Source organism: Acinetobacter sp. 22301 (assembly GCF_052045285.1).
Lineage (GTDB): Bacteria > Pseudomonadota > Gammaproteobacteria > Pseudomonadales > Moraxellaceae > Acinetobacter > Acinetobacter pittii.
Genome location: NZ_JBQEOR010000002.1, coordinates 337,723 through 354,604, shown reverse-complemented (window position 1 = coordinate 354,604; position 16,882 = coordinate 337,723). Strand labels below are relative to the sequence as shown.

The 16,882-nt window shown below is 38.7% G+C and carries 18 protein-coding genes; 9 read left to right on the top strand and 9 right to left on the bottom strand.

Features of this window, described 5'->3' with window-relative positions:
* Positions 1 to 99 precede the first annotated feature (99 nt).
* Complete coding sequence (hpxO, locus tag ACTJJH_RS05925) at positions 100 to 1,257, top strand: FAD-dependent urate hydroxylase HpxO (RefSeq protein ID WP_202724427.1); 1,158 nt, start codon at positions 100 to 102, stop codon at positions 1,255 to 1,257.
* 52 nt (positions 1,258 to 1,309) lie between these two features.
* Here hpxO and ACTJJH_RS05920 read toward each other — a convergent pair whose 3' ends face one another.
* From ACTJJH_RS05920 to puuE, 5 genes are all read right to left on the bottom strand, one after another.
* Positions 1,310 to 2,035 (bottom strand): outer membrane protein OmpK, encoded by a 726-nt coding sequence (locus ACTJJH_RS05920; RefSeq protein WP_005066762.1) that lies wholly within the window; start codon positions 2,033 to 2,035, stop codon positions 1,310 to 1,312.
* Positions 2,036 to 2,156: 121 nt separating this feature from the next.
* Complete coding sequence (locus ACTJJH_RS05915; protein ID WP_440600877.1) at positions 2,157 to 3,524, bottom strand: nucleobase:cation symporter-2 family protein; 1,368 nt, start codon at positions 3,522 to 3,524, stop codon at positions 2,157 to 2,159.
* A gap of 24 nt (positions 3,525 to 3,548) precedes the next feature.
* Positions 3,549 to 3,872: a hydroxyisourate hydrolase gene (uraH, locus tag ACTJJH_RS05910; protein WP_440600876.1), complete on the bottom strand. Its 324-nt coding sequence runs from the start codon at positions 3,870 to 3,872 to the stop codon at positions 3,549 to 3,551.
* Positions 3,869 to 4,372 (bottom strand): 2-oxo-4-hydroxy-4-carboxy-5-ureidoimidazoline decarboxylase, encoded by a 504-nt coding sequence (gene uraD / locus ACTJJH_RS05905; protein WP_440600875.1) that lies wholly within the window; start codon positions 4,370 to 4,372, stop codon positions 3,869 to 3,871. Before uraD ends, uraH begins: the two co-directional genes overlap by 4 nt.
* Positions 4,373 to 4,471: 99 nt before the next feature.
* The gene (gene puuE / locus ACTJJH_RS05900; RefSeq protein ID WP_262520167.1) at positions 4,472 to 5,437 is read right to left on the bottom strand and encodes an allantoinase PuuE; all 966 of its coding nucleotides are present in this window, start codon (positions 5,435 to 5,437) and stop codon (positions 4,472 to 4,474) included.
* 252 nt (positions 5,438 to 5,689) lie between these two features.
* Here puuE and ACTJJH_RS05895 point away from each other — a divergent pair, with 252 nt between their 5' ends.
* The 4 genes from ACTJJH_RS05895 to dsbD all read left to right on the top strand — a co-directional run bounded on the left by ACTJJH_RS05895 (position 5,690) and on the right by dsbD (position 9,364).
* On the top strand, positions 5,690 to 6,040 hold the full coding sequence (locus tag ACTJJH_RS05895) for an HPF/RaiA family ribosome-associated protein (RefSeq protein WP_001019316.1): 351 nt from the start codon (positions 5,690 to 5,692) through the stop codon (positions 6,038 to 6,040).
* A gap of 153 nt (positions 6,041 to 6,193) precedes the next feature.
* On the top strand, positions 6,194 to 6,739 hold the full coding sequence (locus tag ACTJJH_RS05890) for an ankyrin repeat domain-containing protein (RefSeq protein ID WP_005066773.1): 546 nt from the start codon (positions 6,194 to 6,196) through the stop codon (positions 6,737 to 6,739).
* A 12-nt stretch (positions 6,740 to 6,751) separates the two neighbouring features.
* The gene (locus ACTJJH_RS05885; RefSeq protein ID WP_014207941.1) at positions 6,752 to 7,519 is read left to right on the top strand and encodes a transporter; all 768 of its coding nucleotides are present in this window, start codon (positions 6,752 to 6,754) and stop codon (positions 7,517 to 7,519) included.
* Positions 7,520 to 7,537: 18 nt separating this feature from the next.
* Entirely contained in the window at positions 7,538 to 9,364 is a 1,827-nt protein-coding gene (gene dsbD / locus ACTJJH_RS05880) for a protein-disulfide reductase DsbD (protein ID WP_440600874.1), read from the top strand.
* On the opposite strand, the gene ACTJJH_RS05875 is transcribed toward dsbD, so the two are convergent.
* Both ACTJJH_RS05875 and ACTJJH_RS05870 read right to left on the bottom strand, forming a co-directional pair.
* Entirely contained in the window at positions 9,359 to 10,552 is a 1,194-nt protein-coding gene (locus ACTJJH_RS05875) for a GGDEF domain-containing protein (protein ID WP_440600873.1), read from the bottom strand. The genes dsbD and ACTJJH_RS05875 overlap by 6 nt on opposite strands.
* A gap of 174 nt (positions 10,553 to 10,726) precedes the next feature.
* Positions 10,727 to 11,638 (bottom strand): alpha/beta hydrolase, encoded by a 912-nt coding sequence (locus tag ACTJJH_RS05870; protein WP_440600872.1) that lies wholly within the window; start codon positions 11,636 to 11,638, stop codon positions 10,727 to 10,729.
* Between the two features lie 152 nt (positions 11,639 to 11,790).
* Between ACTJJH_RS05870 and ACTJJH_RS05865 the strand changes: the two genes are divergently transcribed.
* Positions 11,791 to 12,228: a DUF2147 domain-containing protein gene (locus ACTJJH_RS05865; protein ID WP_002121971.1), complete on the top strand. Its 438-nt coding sequence runs from the start codon at positions 11,791 to 11,793 to the stop codon at positions 12,226 to 12,228.
* A gap of 37 nt (positions 12,229 to 12,265) precedes the next feature.
* Here ACTJJH_RS05865 and ACTJJH_RS05860 read toward each other — a convergent pair whose 3' ends face one another.
* Both ACTJJH_RS05860 and ACTJJH_RS05855 read right to left on the bottom strand, forming a co-directional pair.
* Positions 12,266 to 12,616, bottom strand: coding sequence for an arsenate reductase (locus ACTJJH_RS05860; protein ID WP_069141335.1), 351 nt, complete (start codon positions 12,614 to 12,616; stop codon positions 12,266 to 12,268).
* A 452-nt stretch (positions 12,617 to 13,068) separates the two neighbouring features.
* Complete coding sequence (locus tag ACTJJH_RS05855) at positions 13,069 to 13,893, bottom strand: exodeoxyribonuclease III (protein ID WP_032004999.1); 825 nt, start codon at positions 13,891 to 13,893, stop codon at positions 13,069 to 13,071.
* A gap of 38 nt (positions 13,894 to 13,931) precedes the next feature.
* Here ACTJJH_RS05855 and pyrE point away from each other — a divergent pair, with 38 nt between their 5' ends.
* The 3 genes from pyrE (at position 13,932) to ACTJJH_RS05840 (ending at position 16,655) form a co-directional block, all read left to right on the top strand.
* Positions 13,932 to 14,582, top strand: coding sequence for an orotate phosphoribosyltransferase (pyrE, locus tag ACTJJH_RS05850; protein WP_031983382.1), 651 nt, complete (start codon positions 13,932 to 13,934; stop codon positions 14,580 to 14,582).
* A gap of 368 nt (positions 14,583 to 14,950) precedes the next feature.
* Complete coding sequence (locus ACTJJH_RS05845) at positions 14,951 to 15,718, top strand: helix-turn-helix domain-containing protein (RefSeq protein ID WP_274861977.1); 768 nt, start codon at positions 14,951 to 14,953, stop codon at positions 15,716 to 15,718.
* A 97-nt stretch (positions 15,719 to 15,815) separates the two neighbouring features.
* Positions 15,816 to 16,655 carry a sterol desaturase family protein gene (locus tag ACTJJH_RS05840; RefSeq protein ID WP_032036143.1) on the top strand — a complete coding sequence of 280 codons (840 nt, stop codon included), beginning with the start codon at positions 15,816 to 15,818 and terminating at the stop codon, positions 16,653 to 16,655.
* Positions 16,656 to 16,882: the final 227 nt, after the last annotated feature.

Here is a 16,882-nt window from a genome sequence, read left to right as displayed (position 1 = left end):
ATGGTGCATGCCAGTTTTGTGGAAAAGCTAAATAAATTTTGAACGATGGCATGTTTTTAGCATAAGCACCCTATAGGTGAATATCTATAGGAGCGTGTTATGAATGTGGTGATTATTGGTGCGGGAATGGGAGGTCTAACCACAGGCATTGCATTAAAGAAATTTGGTCACCAAGTTCGAATTTTTGAGCAAACTGAAAAAATTCTTCCTGTCGGCGCGGCAATTTCGCTGTGGTCGAATGGTGTGAAATGTCTGAACTATCTGGGATTAACTGACAAAATCGCCAAACTTGGTGGACAAATGGATGATTTGGCCTATGTGGACGGTTTAACTGGAGATGTGATGACACAATTCAGTTTACTGCCATTAATTGAAGAAGTGGGCCAAAGACCTTATCCGGTTGCACGTGCTGATTTACAAAATATGTTGATGGATGAATTTGGTCGTGATCAGATTTATCTAGGCAAAAAAATGGTCAGCCTTGAAGACAAAGCTGATTATGTCGAGGTTCATTTTGCAGATGGTAGCTCAACGCAGGCCGATCTATTAATTGGGGCGGACGGCACTCATTCACTTACACGGACCTATGTGTTGGGGCAGCAAGTACAGCGCCGTTACGCAGGTTATGTAAATTGGAATGGTTTGGTTGAGATCTCTGAAGAGTTGGCTCCAGCCCAACAATGGACGACTTATGTGGGCGAAGGCAAGCGAGCTTCTTTAATGCCAGTTGCAGATGGAAAGTTCTATTTCTTTTTAGATGTGCCTTTACCAGCAGGGTTAGATAATAATCGAGATGAATATAAAAAACTTTTAAAACAATATTTTGTTGATTGGTGTCAACCCGTACAGCAGCTTATTGAACGCTTAGACCCGCAAAAAACCAATCGGGTAGAAATCCATGATATTGAACCGTTTACACAGTTTTATAAAGGTCGTGTAGTGATTTTGGGTGACGCTGCACATAGCACGACACCTGATATTGGGCAAGGCGGCTGCCAAGCCATGGAAGACGCGATTTATTTAGCGCGTTCTCTGCAAATTAATACTTTGGGGCTAGAGGATGCTTTACGTCGCTATCAAAACAAGCGCAATGAACGTGCTAATGAATTGGTACTTCGTGCGCGCAAACGTTGTGATGTGACACATATGAAAGATGAAGCCGTTACACAAGCATGGTATGAAGAATTACGCCGTGAACAAGGTGGACATATTATGCAGGGGATTATTAGTAATATTGTGGGTAATCCACTTGATTAAAAACAAAAACAGCAAGGAATTTTCCTTGCTGTTTATCTTCTAAATCTAGATTTTAGAAGTGGTATTTAACCAATGCACTAACGTTATTTTCGTCTGCACCTTTAATACCAAATTTATTATTCCACACTGAGTGCTCGATACCGAGGTATAGGCGTGTATCAGGAGAAATATGTTTACCTACATTCCATTTCCACTGAGTTGTCCAGTTCAACTCGCTCGCATGGTCGCCTTCAGCAGTTGACCAGTCAAGGAAACCATCTACCAAGAAATCTTCAGATGCGAGTTTAAATGGAATACCATAAACGAATGTCATTTGATAATCGTCGTCAATGTTCTCATTATTTGCACGGTAGAAGTTTAAATTTGCATATTGGAAATATGGGATATCTAAATCAACTGCAAAACCATAAAGGAAGTTGTCGAAGTTGTTGCCGTCTTCACTGTTACCTTCCCAAGTAGTACTAATGAGTACATCTTTGATTGGGCCATACGACAGTTTTTTACCAGAAACTTCGCCTAAACTTAGACGTGGTGATAACTCAAAGTAAGTACTCTTGTGGTCATTTTCACCACGCATGCGGTCCATAAAGAAAAACACATCAGCGTATTTAACTTTTGCTGCATATTCCAAAGTAATCGTGGTTTCTTTGTCATCTACAACTTCATAGTTTTCACCATAAAGTCCAGTCACACTAAAATCTTGCCAAATTGGTTTTGCCTGAACCATGGCAGTTGCAGATAACAAGGCACAAGTCGCCGCAAGTTGCTTTAATTGCATTTAAATGATCTCCCCCCAAATAAAGCACGCTAAGGATACAGGGTCTTAAGCAAAAATGAAGCCAAATTTGATCAACGGTTAAAAAAAAGCCCACCGAAGTGGGGCGCTAAAAACTAAATCTTTAATGAGTATTTCTTGTGTTTATTGTTTGGCTTAAATGTGGGGTGCGCGAGCTACGAAATGAAGGTAGATGATTAAATAATAAATTCAACAAGATAGCAAAGATACAAGTTGAACTAATGCCCGAATGGAACAAAGTTTGTACCCAAACTGGGAAATGAGCATAAAACTCATGGTTAATAATTGGGATCATCCCAGCTGATAAAGCGGTTGCGACAATAATTAAATTTTTCTGATCGTTATAATCTATTTTTGCCAAAGTGCGAATTCCACTCGCTGCAACCGACCCAAACAAGACCAAACCTGCACCACCAAGTACGGGCATTGGAATCGCTGCAATCAAACGACCCATAATAGGTAGTAGACCTAAAATAATCAGAATGACACCACCTGCTGCGACTACAAAGCGGCTTTTGATGCCTGTAATCGCAACCAGTCCAACATTTTGGGCAAAAGCGCTTTGCATGAAAGAACCAAAGATAGGTGCAAAAGCACTTGAGAACATATCTGCACGAACACCGTTGGCGATACGTTTTGAATCGACTTCAGTTCCTACAATGTCTCCGACAGCAATAATATCGGCTGTGGTTTCCGTCATAATCACTAAGGTAACGATTAGCATTGATAAAATTGCACTTAGCTCGAAAGTCGGTAAACCAAATGCAAATAAGTGTGGAAATTGGAGCCATGCGCCTGAACTCACCTGACTAAAATCACCAAAACCCATAAAGTAGGCGAGGATAGTACCAGTAACAATAGCCAACAAAATTGATATGCGTCGGATGCCTGCTTGCGGCAGCATATTTAGAACAATCACAATGCCTAAGGTCAGCAGTGCCAAAGAGATATTTTCTACGCTACCCCAGTCAGGTGCTTTATTGTTGCCACCCATCATCCAGCGAATCGCAACGGGTAACAAAGATAGACCAATAATCGTGATGACACATCCTGTCACAACAGGTGGGAAAAAACGAATAATTTTAGAAAAATAAGGTGCAAGACACAGTCCAATTAGAGATGCAGCAATGACCGCGCCGTAGACAGCAGGTAAACCACCGCCTGTAGTGATAATGGCGACCATGGTGGCCACACCCGCAAAAGATACACCCTGTACCAGAGGTAACTTTGCGCCTAAATATTTGGTTCCGATGGTTTGGATCAGGGTTGCCAATCCACCTACAAATAGGGCTGCTGCAATTAACATTCCGATTTGTGCTGAGCTTAAGCTAGCTGCCGTTCCAATAATCAAGGGCGGGGCTACAATACCACCATACATGGTCAGCACATGCTGTAAGCCGTAAGCAAAACTTTTGGAAATTCCTAAATATTCATGCTCTGGAGAAATCGCATTTTTTTGCTGATGATTCATATTTTTCTCCTATTTATATCTGAGTTAGCTACCGCGATAAGTGGAGTAAGCAAATGGGCTGATCAGTAATGGAATGTGATAATGCTGATTGATGTCTTCTACAAAAAATTGAATACAAACACGTGGGAAAAAAGTTTTTATTTGCTGAGATGAAAAATAAGGTGCAATTTCAAATTCAAGTTGATAAGCACCTTTTGCAAAGTCTGTTATGCCAAAATCACTCACTCGACCATCTTGATTGGTGGTGGCTGTCGCTATCAGTTCATGGGTTGCTGCATGAAACAACTTTACTTCTACGTCTGCAGCTGGTTTGCCTAAATTCGTATCTAAAATATGAGTACTGATCATGCTTGTATTTCCTGAGATAGACGTAATAGAGCAATCGCTGCGAGTTGCTCATGTACAATTGTTTTTTCGATAGCTAAGTCGTTTTTTAGTCTTTCATGTAGCTTTTTTAAAATTTCATCGCTACTGAGGCCTGCCGCTTTAATTAAAAAAATAAAGCCAAACTTTTGTTCATAATCAAGATTACCTTGCAGCAGAGCTTGTTGTGTTTGTTCATCTAAAGAAATGCCAGCTTGTTCTTTAGATGAAAAATCTTGCTCTTTTGCATTGAGTTGTTTTTTAGTTTCGCGTTCACCAATTTTTGGATGAGTTGCTAAAGCTGCTTGAATCTCTTGCCATGACCACATTTGACTTAATTGTTCTGCATATTCCAAAAGAGATGCTTTTGTTGAATAGGAGCGTTTTGAGATGATTTTTTCGGCCCATGCTTGAATGTGGACACAGTTTTTTAACAAAGTCTTGAGTTGTTCTGGTGGGGCTTGATTAAACTCGGCTAAAAACACTGTTATTCCTAAACTCGTTGTCTTGATATAGAGTTTTAGCAATAACAGTGCCAATAGCGAGTTTTAATTCGTTTAAGGATTTTGAAAATTAAAAATCAATTATTTAGTTATGTGATTTTTATACCAATGTTCAGCAATATCCTGACGACGACATATCCAGACCCGATCGTGCATTTGGATATAGTCGAGAAATTTCTGTAGTGCTTTAAAACGGCCCGGACGCCCTAAAATGCGGCAATGCATTCCAATCGACATCATTTTTGGTGCAGTTTCTCCCTCTGCATACAACACATCGAAACTATCTTTCAAATATTGAAAAAACTGTTCTGAACTATTAAAGCCGCCCGGTGAACAGAACTTCATGTCGTTACATTCTAAAGTGTAAGGAATAATCAGATGAGGACGTGATGCACCCTCAGCGTTTGTAAGCGTTGTCCAAAAAGGCAGGTCATCACCATAATAATCTGAGTCATATTGTATTTGTGGAAACTCTGCGAGTAACTGACGTGTATTGGGGCTGTCACGTCCGGTGTACCAACCTATCACTTTATTTTCAAAAAGGTTTTCTAAGACAGTTAAAGCCTGCTCCATATGCTGTTTTTCGACTTCACTATCGGTATCTTGATAGTGAAGCCAGCGGTAACCATGAGAAACCACATCGTAATCAGCTTGCTTAATCGCTTCTACAATATAAGGGTTACGAGCAAGTGCCATTGCAACCCCAAAAATTGTCATTGGAAGTTTGCGCTTTTGGAATTCACTATGAATGCGCCAAAATCCAGCACGTGAACCATATTCGTACATAGAGTCCATCGACATATGTTTAGCTGGGTAACTTGCGGCACCAATAATCTCTGATAAAAACTGTTCTGAGCCATCATCGCCATGCTCTATATGTTTTTCGCCACCTTCTTCATAATTAAGAACAAATTGCACAGCAACCTTGGCATTATTAGGCCATTTAACCTGTGGAGACTGGCCGTGATAACCGATTAAATCACGTGAATAAGGAGACTTCTGGATTTGCTCAATAAGCTCTGCTCCAGATAGATAAGATTTGGACACGATTGCTCTCCTTTTGTTCAATTTTTCATAAAAATTTAAAAAATCAGCTTGCATATTTTTATAGATGGACTGATATTGAAGGTATGAAGATCTTCAAAATAAATTAAAAGCAGTACGTTTAAGTCAGGAGATAACAAACCATTACACCATCAAAATGTACAATTGAAGTCAGTTCATGCATGCTTAAAACATGCCAACATAAAAAAGTTTTGCATAGAAAAGATCCACAGTAAGAAAGAGAGGATGGTATTTATGAATATTGAAATCCGCACAGATAAAAACATCCATAACAGCGAACGTTTAATTACTTATGTACGTGCAGAACTTACTCAAGAATTCCAACGTCATAGCGAACGTATTACGCATTTTTCGGTTCATTTTAGTGATGAAAATGGGGACAAAGGTGGTGACAAAGATATCCACTGTATGATTGAAGCGCGTCCTTCAGGTTTGAAACCAGTTGCAGTACATCATAAAGCAGGAAATATTGACGCCTCGATTCATGGCGCGATTGAAAAATTAAAACGTAGCCTTGAACATACTTTTGAGAAAAAAGAACACCCGAGAGGTGGTCAACCAGAATTCATTGATGATGAAGTTTAATTTAAAATGCTAAAAAGCCCTTCGGGGCTTTTTTTATATTTGATGAAAATAAAACTATTCACAACATTAGGTTTGCAATGCGATGCAATCAACCTCTAAAATCTTCAGAAGAGATTAGGCATAATAGCCCTAATATATTTTTGAGAGATGGTCATGTTAACCACCCAGCAGCAAGCTTTAATTAAAGCCATAGAAGAATTAGAACTCGCGCAAGTGCAAAAATTACTTGCTGAAGGACTTGATCCGAACTTTATTGATCCGGAACAAGGGCCACCTGTATCAATCATTTGTGATGGAATTTTTAAATGGTGGGAAGATGTATCAGAAGCTTATGAAGCGGGTACACCACTATCAAAAGAAGAAAAGCAACAATCATTACAAGTTTACCTCGATATTCTCGAAGCTTTGATTCAAGCCAAAGCGAATGTACACCTTTGGGATGCAGAAGAGTTTTATGGACCTTTATGGGATGCGGCAAGCTCAGCATGTGCGCCAGCCGTTCAACGTTTATTAAATGAAAAAGTTGATCCAAACACACGCGATGAAGAGGGACTCACTATTTTATCTTCAATCAGTCAGTTGTTCTTTGATTGTGACTTTGATGAAATAGATTGGTCAGAAGCGCTTCAAGAAGAGCGTGAAACATTAGAGTTATTGCGCCAACATGGGGCAAAAATGTCAAAAGAACTAACTACTTGATTGGATAATAGAATGAGAACATTTCAAATTTTAACTTTTGCTTTGACCACTGTTGCTGCTGGAAGTACTTTCGCTGCGGAGTTTTCTTTTGACCGCCCAGGTGCAGGCTTTGGAACAGGGATTACTCCAGTTGGTAAATTGGCTTGGGAACAAGGTTTGCCAAGTGCAACTTATACAGAGTCAACGGTTGATGGCGTTAAAGAAAAAACCGTAACTGTAAATGAAGATATGTTATTCCGTACCGGTTTAGCTGATGGTTTGGAATTACAATTAGGTTGGCAAGGTCCAGCATGGACTCAAACTAAACGGGCTGGTAAAAAACATGACACTTCAGGTTTTGGTGATGTCAGCATCGGTTTGAAAAAAGCAATTGATCTAAACGATGAAAATTTATCAATGGCTGTGTTAGCTGAAGCGATCATTGCCACTGGAAATGATGAATTTACTGCACATGACGATATTTATAGCCTAAGTTCAGCAGTCGCTTATAAATATAATGACTTAGTCGGCACATCAATTACCATGCGCTACGAAGTACAAAATAGTAACTGGGCAGTAACTGCAATTCCAACGATTGATTATAAAATCGCAGGTAAGCTGTCAGGTTATTCTGAGTTCATTTACCGTAAAGCTGAAAGCCAAGATTACGAATATGGTTTAGGGACAGGTTTAGTCTACGCCGTAAATGATCGTACTCAGCTCGATGCAAGTATCGGGGTTGATTTAGAGGGCCAAGACAAGAGCTACAACGGTGGCTTAGGCGTGGCATTCTTGTTCTAATCGAAGCAATTTAAATTTATGTTAATGAAAAAGCTTATTCATCAGGGAATTCTTTATTTTCTAGCAGTTGCTGTTTGTGTGTTTAGCCAGTTGGTTTCTGCGCAAGATAAGCTACTCTCACCCGAACAAGCTTTTTCATTTTCGGTTGAATCTTCTGAGCCGCATACTGCGAGTTTGTCTTGGCAGATTCAGCCAAATTACTATCTTTATCAGCATAAATTTTCTGTACAACAAGGTACTCAACCTTTAACTTTAAAGTTACCTAAAGCGGTTGCCCAATATGATGAAAATTATGGGCAAAGTCAGGTTTACTACCATCAAGTTAATTTCCAAATTAAGACTAAGCCTTCAGAGCACTATAGTGTGACTTGGCAGGGCTGTGCCAAAGACCGTATTTGTTATCCACCTCAAACCATTGAGTTTCAAACCGATGCAGATGGCTTGGTGGGTGTGCAAAACCAAGCAGGAACAGCGCCAAAACGATTACTAGATTTAGCGAATACACAATCCGACACTTCCTCGAGTTCAGAATCTTTAGAAAAAGAGCAGAATACAGAGACAGCAGCTGATACAACTACACCTCAAATTGCGCAAGATCAGATCTGGTCAGCCAAGTTAATTGAACACTCGCTTTGGTATGGAGTTTTATTATTTTTAGGTTTAGGCATGTTGCTCGCATTTACGCCATGTTCTTTACCAATGCTTCCTATTTTAACTTCACTGATCATTCGTGAACATAAAGGTTTAAAGGCTTGGACCATTGCGCTTACTTTTGTGTGTAGCATGGCATTAGTTTATGCAGGCTTGGGTTTAATTGCTTCTTCGGCAGGCTTAAATTTCCAACGCTGGTTACAACAGCCAGCGACTTTAATTGCTTTTAGTTTGCTGTTTATTGTTTTTGCTCTGAACTTATTTGGTTTGTTTGAGCTTCGTTTACCTCAGACATGGTTAAACCGACTTGACCGTATTCAGTCAATGCAACAAGGCGGTACTTTGGTCGGTGCTGGGGTTATGGGTGTCGTTTCTGCGCTTTTGGTGGGGCCTTGTATGACCGCACCTCTCGCTGGAACTTTATTATTTATTTCTCAAACGCAAAATCAGTGGCAAGGTGCTTTGCTTTTATTCTGCCTAGGCTTTGGAATGGGAATTCCGCTATTGCTGGCAAGTATTTTAGGGGCAAAATTCTTGCCTAAAGCGGGCGACTGGATGCATCAGATTAAAGTAATTTTTGCTTTTCTGATGTTGGGATTAAGTCTTTATTTTATTCGTCCTTTGCTGCCAGATTTGGGCATGCAAGTGCTTAGCCTCGTATTAGGCCTTGCTTTTATAACCTATGCTGTTTATCAGTTTTCCTGGAAAAAAGGGCAGCTACAGTGGCTCTATGCGATTTTATTATTAATCGTTACCCCTTTTGTAGCCTATAACCAATATCAACACATTCAAAATCGAACTTTGCAAAGTTCTAATCATATGGCCGAGTGGCATATTGCAACTACAGCAGCGGACTTTGAGAAAATTTTAGTGGCAGCACCTACTGACCGAGCTATTGTGGTTGATATCTACGCAGATTGGTGTGTTGCCTGCCAACCGATTGAGCACCGTATTTTAAAAGCACCAGAGGTTCAATCTGCTCTTGCACCTTATTATTTAATTAAGCTTGATTTGAGCCATTATGACCAGTCGCATGAAGCGCTACTCAAGCAGTGGAATATTTTAGGGCCACCAACGTATCTATTTTTAAGCCCAGAGCAAAAAGAGATTCGTGCTTTACGTTTAACGGGCGCTTTTAGCCAGCAAGAGCTTTTGCAGCAACTCGCGAGTTTGGCAAAATTCAAAGAATCATAAGGTATCGATAGCTTCGGTCTGATGAAATGTACGTACCTGATTACGTCCCGAAGCTTTTACTGCATAGAGTGCTTGGTCAGCCTGCCGAATAACCAGATAAGGATCTTGTGCAAAAGCTGAACTGCTTATTCCAAAACTCGCACTAATGTGAATAGGATTATTTTGAGCGGTAAAAACAGGTAATTCTTGCAAGGCTTGGCGACAACGCTCAGCAATTTTTTCTGCTTGAATAATATCTGTATGGGGGAGTAGTAAAATAAATTCTTCTCCACCAAATCGACCAATAATATCCTCGCTACGCAAATTATCAGAAAGACATTGAGCAATTTCAATTAAGACTTGATCACCTTGATGGTGGCCGTATATATCATTAATTTTTTTAAAATGATCGATATCAAGAAGTACCACAGCATAATCAAATTGTTGTTGGTGTAGCGACTCCAAATGCATGTTTAAACTACGTCTATTTAATACATTAGTTAATGGGTCGATTTGGCTTAAACGTTGAATATAAGTTTCTCGCTGACGCCATTGGGTGAGTAATATTTCAAATAAAATAAAACAAGCCAATAAAATCGGCATAATAAAAAAAGCCATACTTCCTAACCAGAAAGAATTGGTTTGGGCATGATCCATGGCTCTAAAATTAAATAGAGGTGCATACGCTAAAGCACCTGTCATACTTAAATATGTACAAACAGTTAAAATAATTGTGGCAGGTACAAGGGCGCTATAAACAATTTTACGGTCAAATAACACCAAACCCACCCCAATCGTACCCACATAACCAACCATAGTGGCAGGGCTGATACTGCCAATTAAATATCCATCATGACATAGCATAAGTGCAAAGAACTGCACGCTAATGAAAGGAATAACTTTTTGAGCCCATTCATCATTTTTGTAGCGGTAACAGGGAATAATCAAAAGGACTAATAAAAATAAGGTAAATAAATTGAGCCAGATTTGTGATTCAACTAAAGGTAAATTTGCCCATTGCCAGACACTTGGTGTAATTAAAATATAGCCTTTCCATAAAATCCAACTGAAATTCATTGCGCAAGCAAGTGTGAGCATCAGTGCGCTTTTTTGTAATGGCGTCCAGTTGATGATGTGATTATTGTGGATGAAATCGATTATCACCTGTTTTATTCTATTTACGGGATAAGTGATTAAACGATTTTTCATAATAAATAAGGGCTCCTAAATATAGATGCCTCTTTGTTAGACCATCCTAAAATTGGATTGTTTCAATAATTTATATTTTAAACATAACATGATTTTCAATTTATATATGATGACTTTTTATAAAGAAAATGATGTGAAAAGTTTTGAGGTCTATTCACATCATTTATAAATAAATTAAGTTTTATCGAGTTCGTGGGCAAATTCAGCAATATCTGTCAATGCTTGTTTAGCCTCATCAAACCATGCATTAAACATCTGGAAGTTATGCCACATGCCCGTATAAATTTTGAATTGAACTTTAACGCCAGCATCTTCAGCTTTTTCTCTAAAACGCTTGGCATCGTCTAATAAGATTTCTTTAGAACCCACTTGAACCAAAGTGGGTGGTAGGCCATGTAAGTCATCGAAAATAGGTGAAACGCGTGGGTCATCAGCTGCGATATGATTGCCTATATAGTACTGAGTGCCTGTTTGTAGGGCTTCAATAGATAATAAGGCGTCGTGCTTTTTGTTAAACCGAAGAGACTCACTCGTGAGTGTTAAATCCAAAAATGGAGACAATAAAATTAGGCCACTCGGCATGAGTTCGGGTTGTTCTTTCAAACGCAAGCAAAGTGCTAGCGCTAAATTTGCCCCGCATGAGTCACCTGATAAAATAATATCTTTCGGCTGAATACCTTGTACCACCAAAGACTGGTAGATGTCATATAAAGCTTCGGTTGCCTCAGGGTATGGATGTTCAGGTGCAAGCGGATAGTCCACATGAATAATCTGCATTTGAGTACGGGCAGCTAAATCCGTCATAAAAGCATGATGTGTTTTAACACTACCAAGGAAAAAAGCACCGCCGTGAATGTGAAAAATCAGCTGAGTCGCAGAATCTTGCGGTTTGATTTCTTCACCTTTAATGCCTGCTAGTCGAATCGGGCGCACAGAAACATTTTTTTGTCGTGGAAAAGCACGACACATCTGATCTAGTACAGGACGTAAGGCAGTAGCCGGCAAATTTAGCTGGCTTGGCTTGCGAATTGTTGTTTTAAGAAAAGTTTCTGTAAAATAATATTTCCAAACATTTGATATATTCATATAGCATCCATTTTTATGCTAGTTTCTTGTTTTCTTGTAAATTTTATTTTGCAAGATTACAAGGTTACACGAAACAGTCACATTCAAAAATTGCAATATCTTTGCGACTTCTGAATACTAAAAATCTTGAAAGACCCAAGGATATTACAAAAATGAAAAAGATTGCTTTAGCTTTAGGACTCATTGGTATGGCTGCATTTGCCAATGCGGCTGATTCACTCAATGGAACGGTATGGAAAACGATTGATGATCAGACCAACAAGCCAAAAGCCGTAGTGAAATTTACGGAACAGAAGGACGGAACCTTAACTGCAACCATTCAGAACATTTTGACACCGGGTGAAGAAAACGCTTGTACAAAATGTGAAGGCCCGTACAAAAACAAACCGCTTAAAGGTGTCACCATTGTACATAATTTAAAAAATGTAGGTGGTAACAGTTATGAAAACGGTACGATTTTAGACCCAAAATCAGGTAAAACTTACAAACTGAAAGGTGAGTTAACTGATGGCGGCAAAAAGCTTAAATTACGTGGTTATATTGGCGTTTCTGCACTTGGTCGTAACCAAACGTGGATTCGCGCGAACTAAAAGTTTTAATAAAAAACGAGCCAAATGGCTCGTTTTTTTAGGCTTGAATATTTTGATAGGTGGTTTCATCAAAACCTACAATGAAACCTTGTGAAGTTTTTAAAACAGGTCTTTTAATCAAACTTGGTTGAGCAATAAGTGCTTCAATCAGGTGATCTTCACTGCTTAGAGCACGATTTTGTTCTTCTTCTGAAAGCTTGCGCCAAGTCGTTCCTTTTTTGTTGAGAACGGTATCTTTTCCAATTTCTTTTAACCATATTTTTAAAGTATCTGCATCAATGCCTTGTTTTTTATAATCATGAAAATCATAGTTAAGCCCTTTAGCCTGTAAGGCATCAAATGCTTTTTTCATTGAGTTACAGTTTTTAATTCCATAAATTTTTAACATTTTATCGGACCATGTCAAAAAGAGAGAGCACACAGCCTAACCCAAAATGCTTTTGAGCACTACTTTATACCGATACTTTTAAAACAAATGAAAATTAATGATTAATCGAAAGAGAAATGTCATGTTATTGTCATAAGACAAGGTAATAATGAGCTTAATAAGAAGAAGTTAAAACTAAAAGAACTTAGCGCAAAATAAGAGACAGAAAAGAGAAAACCCGCATTTAATCATCCTGATCATGCGGGTCTCATTTCAACGTCCAATGTCACATCCTTGCAAATAAACTTATCATAAGTTTATTTTATCTTCCTACGGCGTCCTATCCTTTTGCGTCATCCTGACTGCTTCCCTGTGCCGTGGGGCTATAATGCCGTTAAAGCTGTGTAAGAAAAATACTCAAAAACGACATATGCTGTAAGCGAAAACGACAATGTAAGTGAACGAGTGTTCACTTATTCTTGAATTTTATAGTCGATAATAACGGGTGCATGGTCGCTAAACCATTGATCTTTATAAACCCATGCGTTAGTTGTACGTGCTTTCCAGTCTGGCGAGCATGCATGGTAGTCAATACGCCACCCTACATTTTTTGCACGCGCTTGACCGCGATTTGACCACCATGAATAAAGTTCCGCTTCTGTGCGAACTACACGGAAAGTATCGACATAGCCCAGTTCATCATAAATATGGTCAAGCCATGCACGCTCATGTGGTAAGCAACCCGATGATTTTTGGTTACCTGACCAGTTTTTGATATCAATTCGTTTATGAACAATGTTGTAGTCACCACAAATGATGACTGACTTGTTTTCATCACGCCATTGTTTCAAGATTTTTGCGTATTCACCTAAAAATAAATCTTTACGTGCTTGCGCTTCTTCACCACTTGAGCCCGAAGGTAAGTATAATGATGCAATATGTACCGGATGTGACAAACCTAAATCGAATTCCGCAGAAATAAAGCGGCCTTGACTGTCAGCCAGCTCAAACCCTAATCCATCTTTAACAGAGACGAAGGGTAGGCGGCTATATATCGCAGTCCCCGCGTAACCTGCACGCTCTGCTGGAAAGAGATGGGTATGCCATCCTTCGGGTCTGAATTTTTCAGTCCATTGTTCATGGGTAATGCGGCTTTCCTGCATGCATACGACATCGGCATCTGATTGTTCTAACCATTCAAGTAAGCCTTTCGTTACTGAAGAACGTAAGCCATTTACGTTAATGGAAACGACTCGAAGAATTTTTACATCACTTGGATACTGATCCTTTGGTATCATGCGAAAATTTAACCTCAATTGTGAATTTGGAGCACCTCATGACAACGCCTGTGTCATTTCACCCGCAAGCATTTATCGAACTCGCATTATCACGCGGTGTGCTTAAATTTGGTGAGTTTACTTTAAAATCTGGACGCGTGAGTCCTTATTTTTTTAATGCAGGCCTACTCAACGATGGTGAAGCTTTATCTCTTTTAGCGCAAGGCTATGCTGATAAATTAACACAATGTGAAAATGTTGATGTGATTTTTGGACCAGCTTACAAAGGTATTCCGTTTGTAGCAGCGACTGCTGTTGCTTTGTCGCAAACACATAACAAGAGCGTGCCATGGGGCTTTAACCGTAAAGAAGCAAAAGATCATGGTGAAGGCGGTGTTTTGGTTGGTGCTGCGGTTGAAGGTAAAAAAGTTTGGATTATTGACGACGTAATTACCGCAGGTACAGCGATTCGTGAAGTCGTAACGATTTTGAAAAATGCTGGTGCAACTATTGCGGGTGTGTTGGTTGCGCTAGATCGTCAAGAACGTGGTCAAGGTGAACTTTCCGCAATTCAAGAAGTTCAAAAAGAATTAGAAATCCCTGTGCATGCACTGATTACCATGAAAGATTTAATGGATTATTTGGAAGCGAAAGGCGAAACAGAAGCCCTAGCAAATATGCAAGCGTATCGTGAAAAATACGGTATCTAAGTCTATATTGAATTGAAAAAAGGAAGCGATGGCTTCCTTTTTCATTTATCAGAGGATTAAATTGTTGAGTAGATCTCATTAAATTTGTAAAAAATGGGTTGAATCATAGCCGTGGAACGTGAAAAATCATGAAAAAGCCCGATCGAGTGTGACTGGGTTTTAGTAAGTGAGATAAGGAATTGATTTAAAAGGAAGTTATTATGACTGCATTATGTTAACTTTAGAATTTCTTAAATTAAAAGAAATCAAGTTTTTATTTTTGAGGACTCTTAAATTTTATATATTCCATCTCAATACTAATATAACTGAATTATTTAAATATCTTTATGAAGCATTCAATTTTAGCGTTAATCTTGTAAAATATAAACATGATAAAAAAAGAGCAGCTATCACATTGGCAAGGTCAGATGGCTATTGGTTTGGGTTACGGTTATTTTTGTGGACAAGCAGGAGATAACAGACCACATCGACATCTTGCGCATCAGATCACTTTTCCCCTTGATCCACTACAATCTATGCAGATTATTGGATACGAGCAGTTATATACGGGTAGGGGTTTTTTCATTCCAGCAAATACTGTGCATCAGTTACAGAAAGGCAAGTATTGCTCGATTTATTTGGATGGAACTTATTATTTAGGGCAGGCTATACACCAATTTTTTGCCTCAACTTCTCAGATACAAATACTGCCAACAACGCTTTTGGAGCAATTGCGGCTTTATTTTTTGCATACTAATAATATTACCAAAGCCTTTGCTCAATTACAGTGCTATTTTGATTGTATGGTAGCTAGTGAACGTGCTCAATTAATGAATGGCTATATCTATCAACATCTATTATATAATTATGTTCCTTCACGTCAGGAGCTGGCGGCATTACATCACTTATCTGAAAGTCGTCTAGCACATTGGTTCAATTCCCATTTTGGTATTTCATTACGTAGTTATCGCAAGTGGTTACGCTTGATTATTGCACTTAAAAATCTACATGAAGAAAATAATTTAACTGCAGCAGCGTATCAGAGTGGCTTTACCGATCAAGCACATTTTTCTAGAACCTGTATGCAAATGTTTGGTATACAACCTTCGGCTGTCAAAAACATTCAAAACAAGATGATCTTGTTGCCTGAATCTTAAGTAAATTCACTTTTTAAATAAAATATAGCCGTTTTATTCAATTTAAACATCAAACAATCCTGCATGGTAGTGATCAATCTAAATAGAGGACATCATCATGCTAAAGTATAGTCATTTTTTTATACGTTATTTGAGTTATCCGATTTTATCTGTTACGACCTTAGCAATAGTATTATTGATGGCTTATCAAAAAATACCCTATTGGCCATCCGCACTAGTATGCATTGTATCCATTAGCGCTATGGTTGCAATGTTAGAGCGCTTTTTGCCATATCAGCAAAAATGGTTACATGATCAAGAGGATACATTCACTGACATTTTTCATGCGATTTTTAATGTAGCACTTATTCTAATAACCGCAACAATTTTACAATTTATCCTTAAATTCGAGTTTTTTTCTAAATTATGGCCTATTCAATGGCCAATATGGGTACAATTTTTACTGGTGGGGATAATTATCGATTTTGGTTTATGGTATATGCATAAACTGAGTCATCGTCGGCGCTGGTTGTGGAAATTACATGCCATTCATCATCAACCTAAACGCTTATATTGGTTAAATGGTGAAAAACGTCATCCATTAAGTGCGATTGCACTAGCAACACCTAGTTTATTGGTGTTAACGATATTAGGGGCACCAACCTTGCTGGTAGGTTGTTGGCTAACCTTTACTGCGGTACATTTAAGTTTTCAACACGCCAACTTAGACTATCGGGCAGGGCCATTAAAACATGTATTTGCTGTTGCTGAAGTACATCGTTGGCACCATAAACAGGGCTTTGGCAGTAAAAATTTTGCCGAGGTTTTTGTGATTTGGGATCATATTTTTGGCACTTTTCACTACGAAGAAAAAGCAGTTTCCGCAGATAGTTTGGGCATTCGTACCCCTATATCGAATCGATATTTCAAGCAGTTGTTGTGGCCATTTAAAAAGTAGCTGTAATCATAGTTCTTGGACTATGAAATGGTCTAATTAAATCATCAATAACTTTAGAATTATCAGGTATTGATGATTTAAATTTTCATGGATAGAAGTTGAAGTAACTAAACGACAAACTGAAGGGTTGGTGAGAAATCACAGCAAATGCCAATTGGTATATGACTTTTAATTTTAAAAAGTACCGTGCTGAGCTATCTTGAGTTTAGCCTTATTTAATAGTTCAT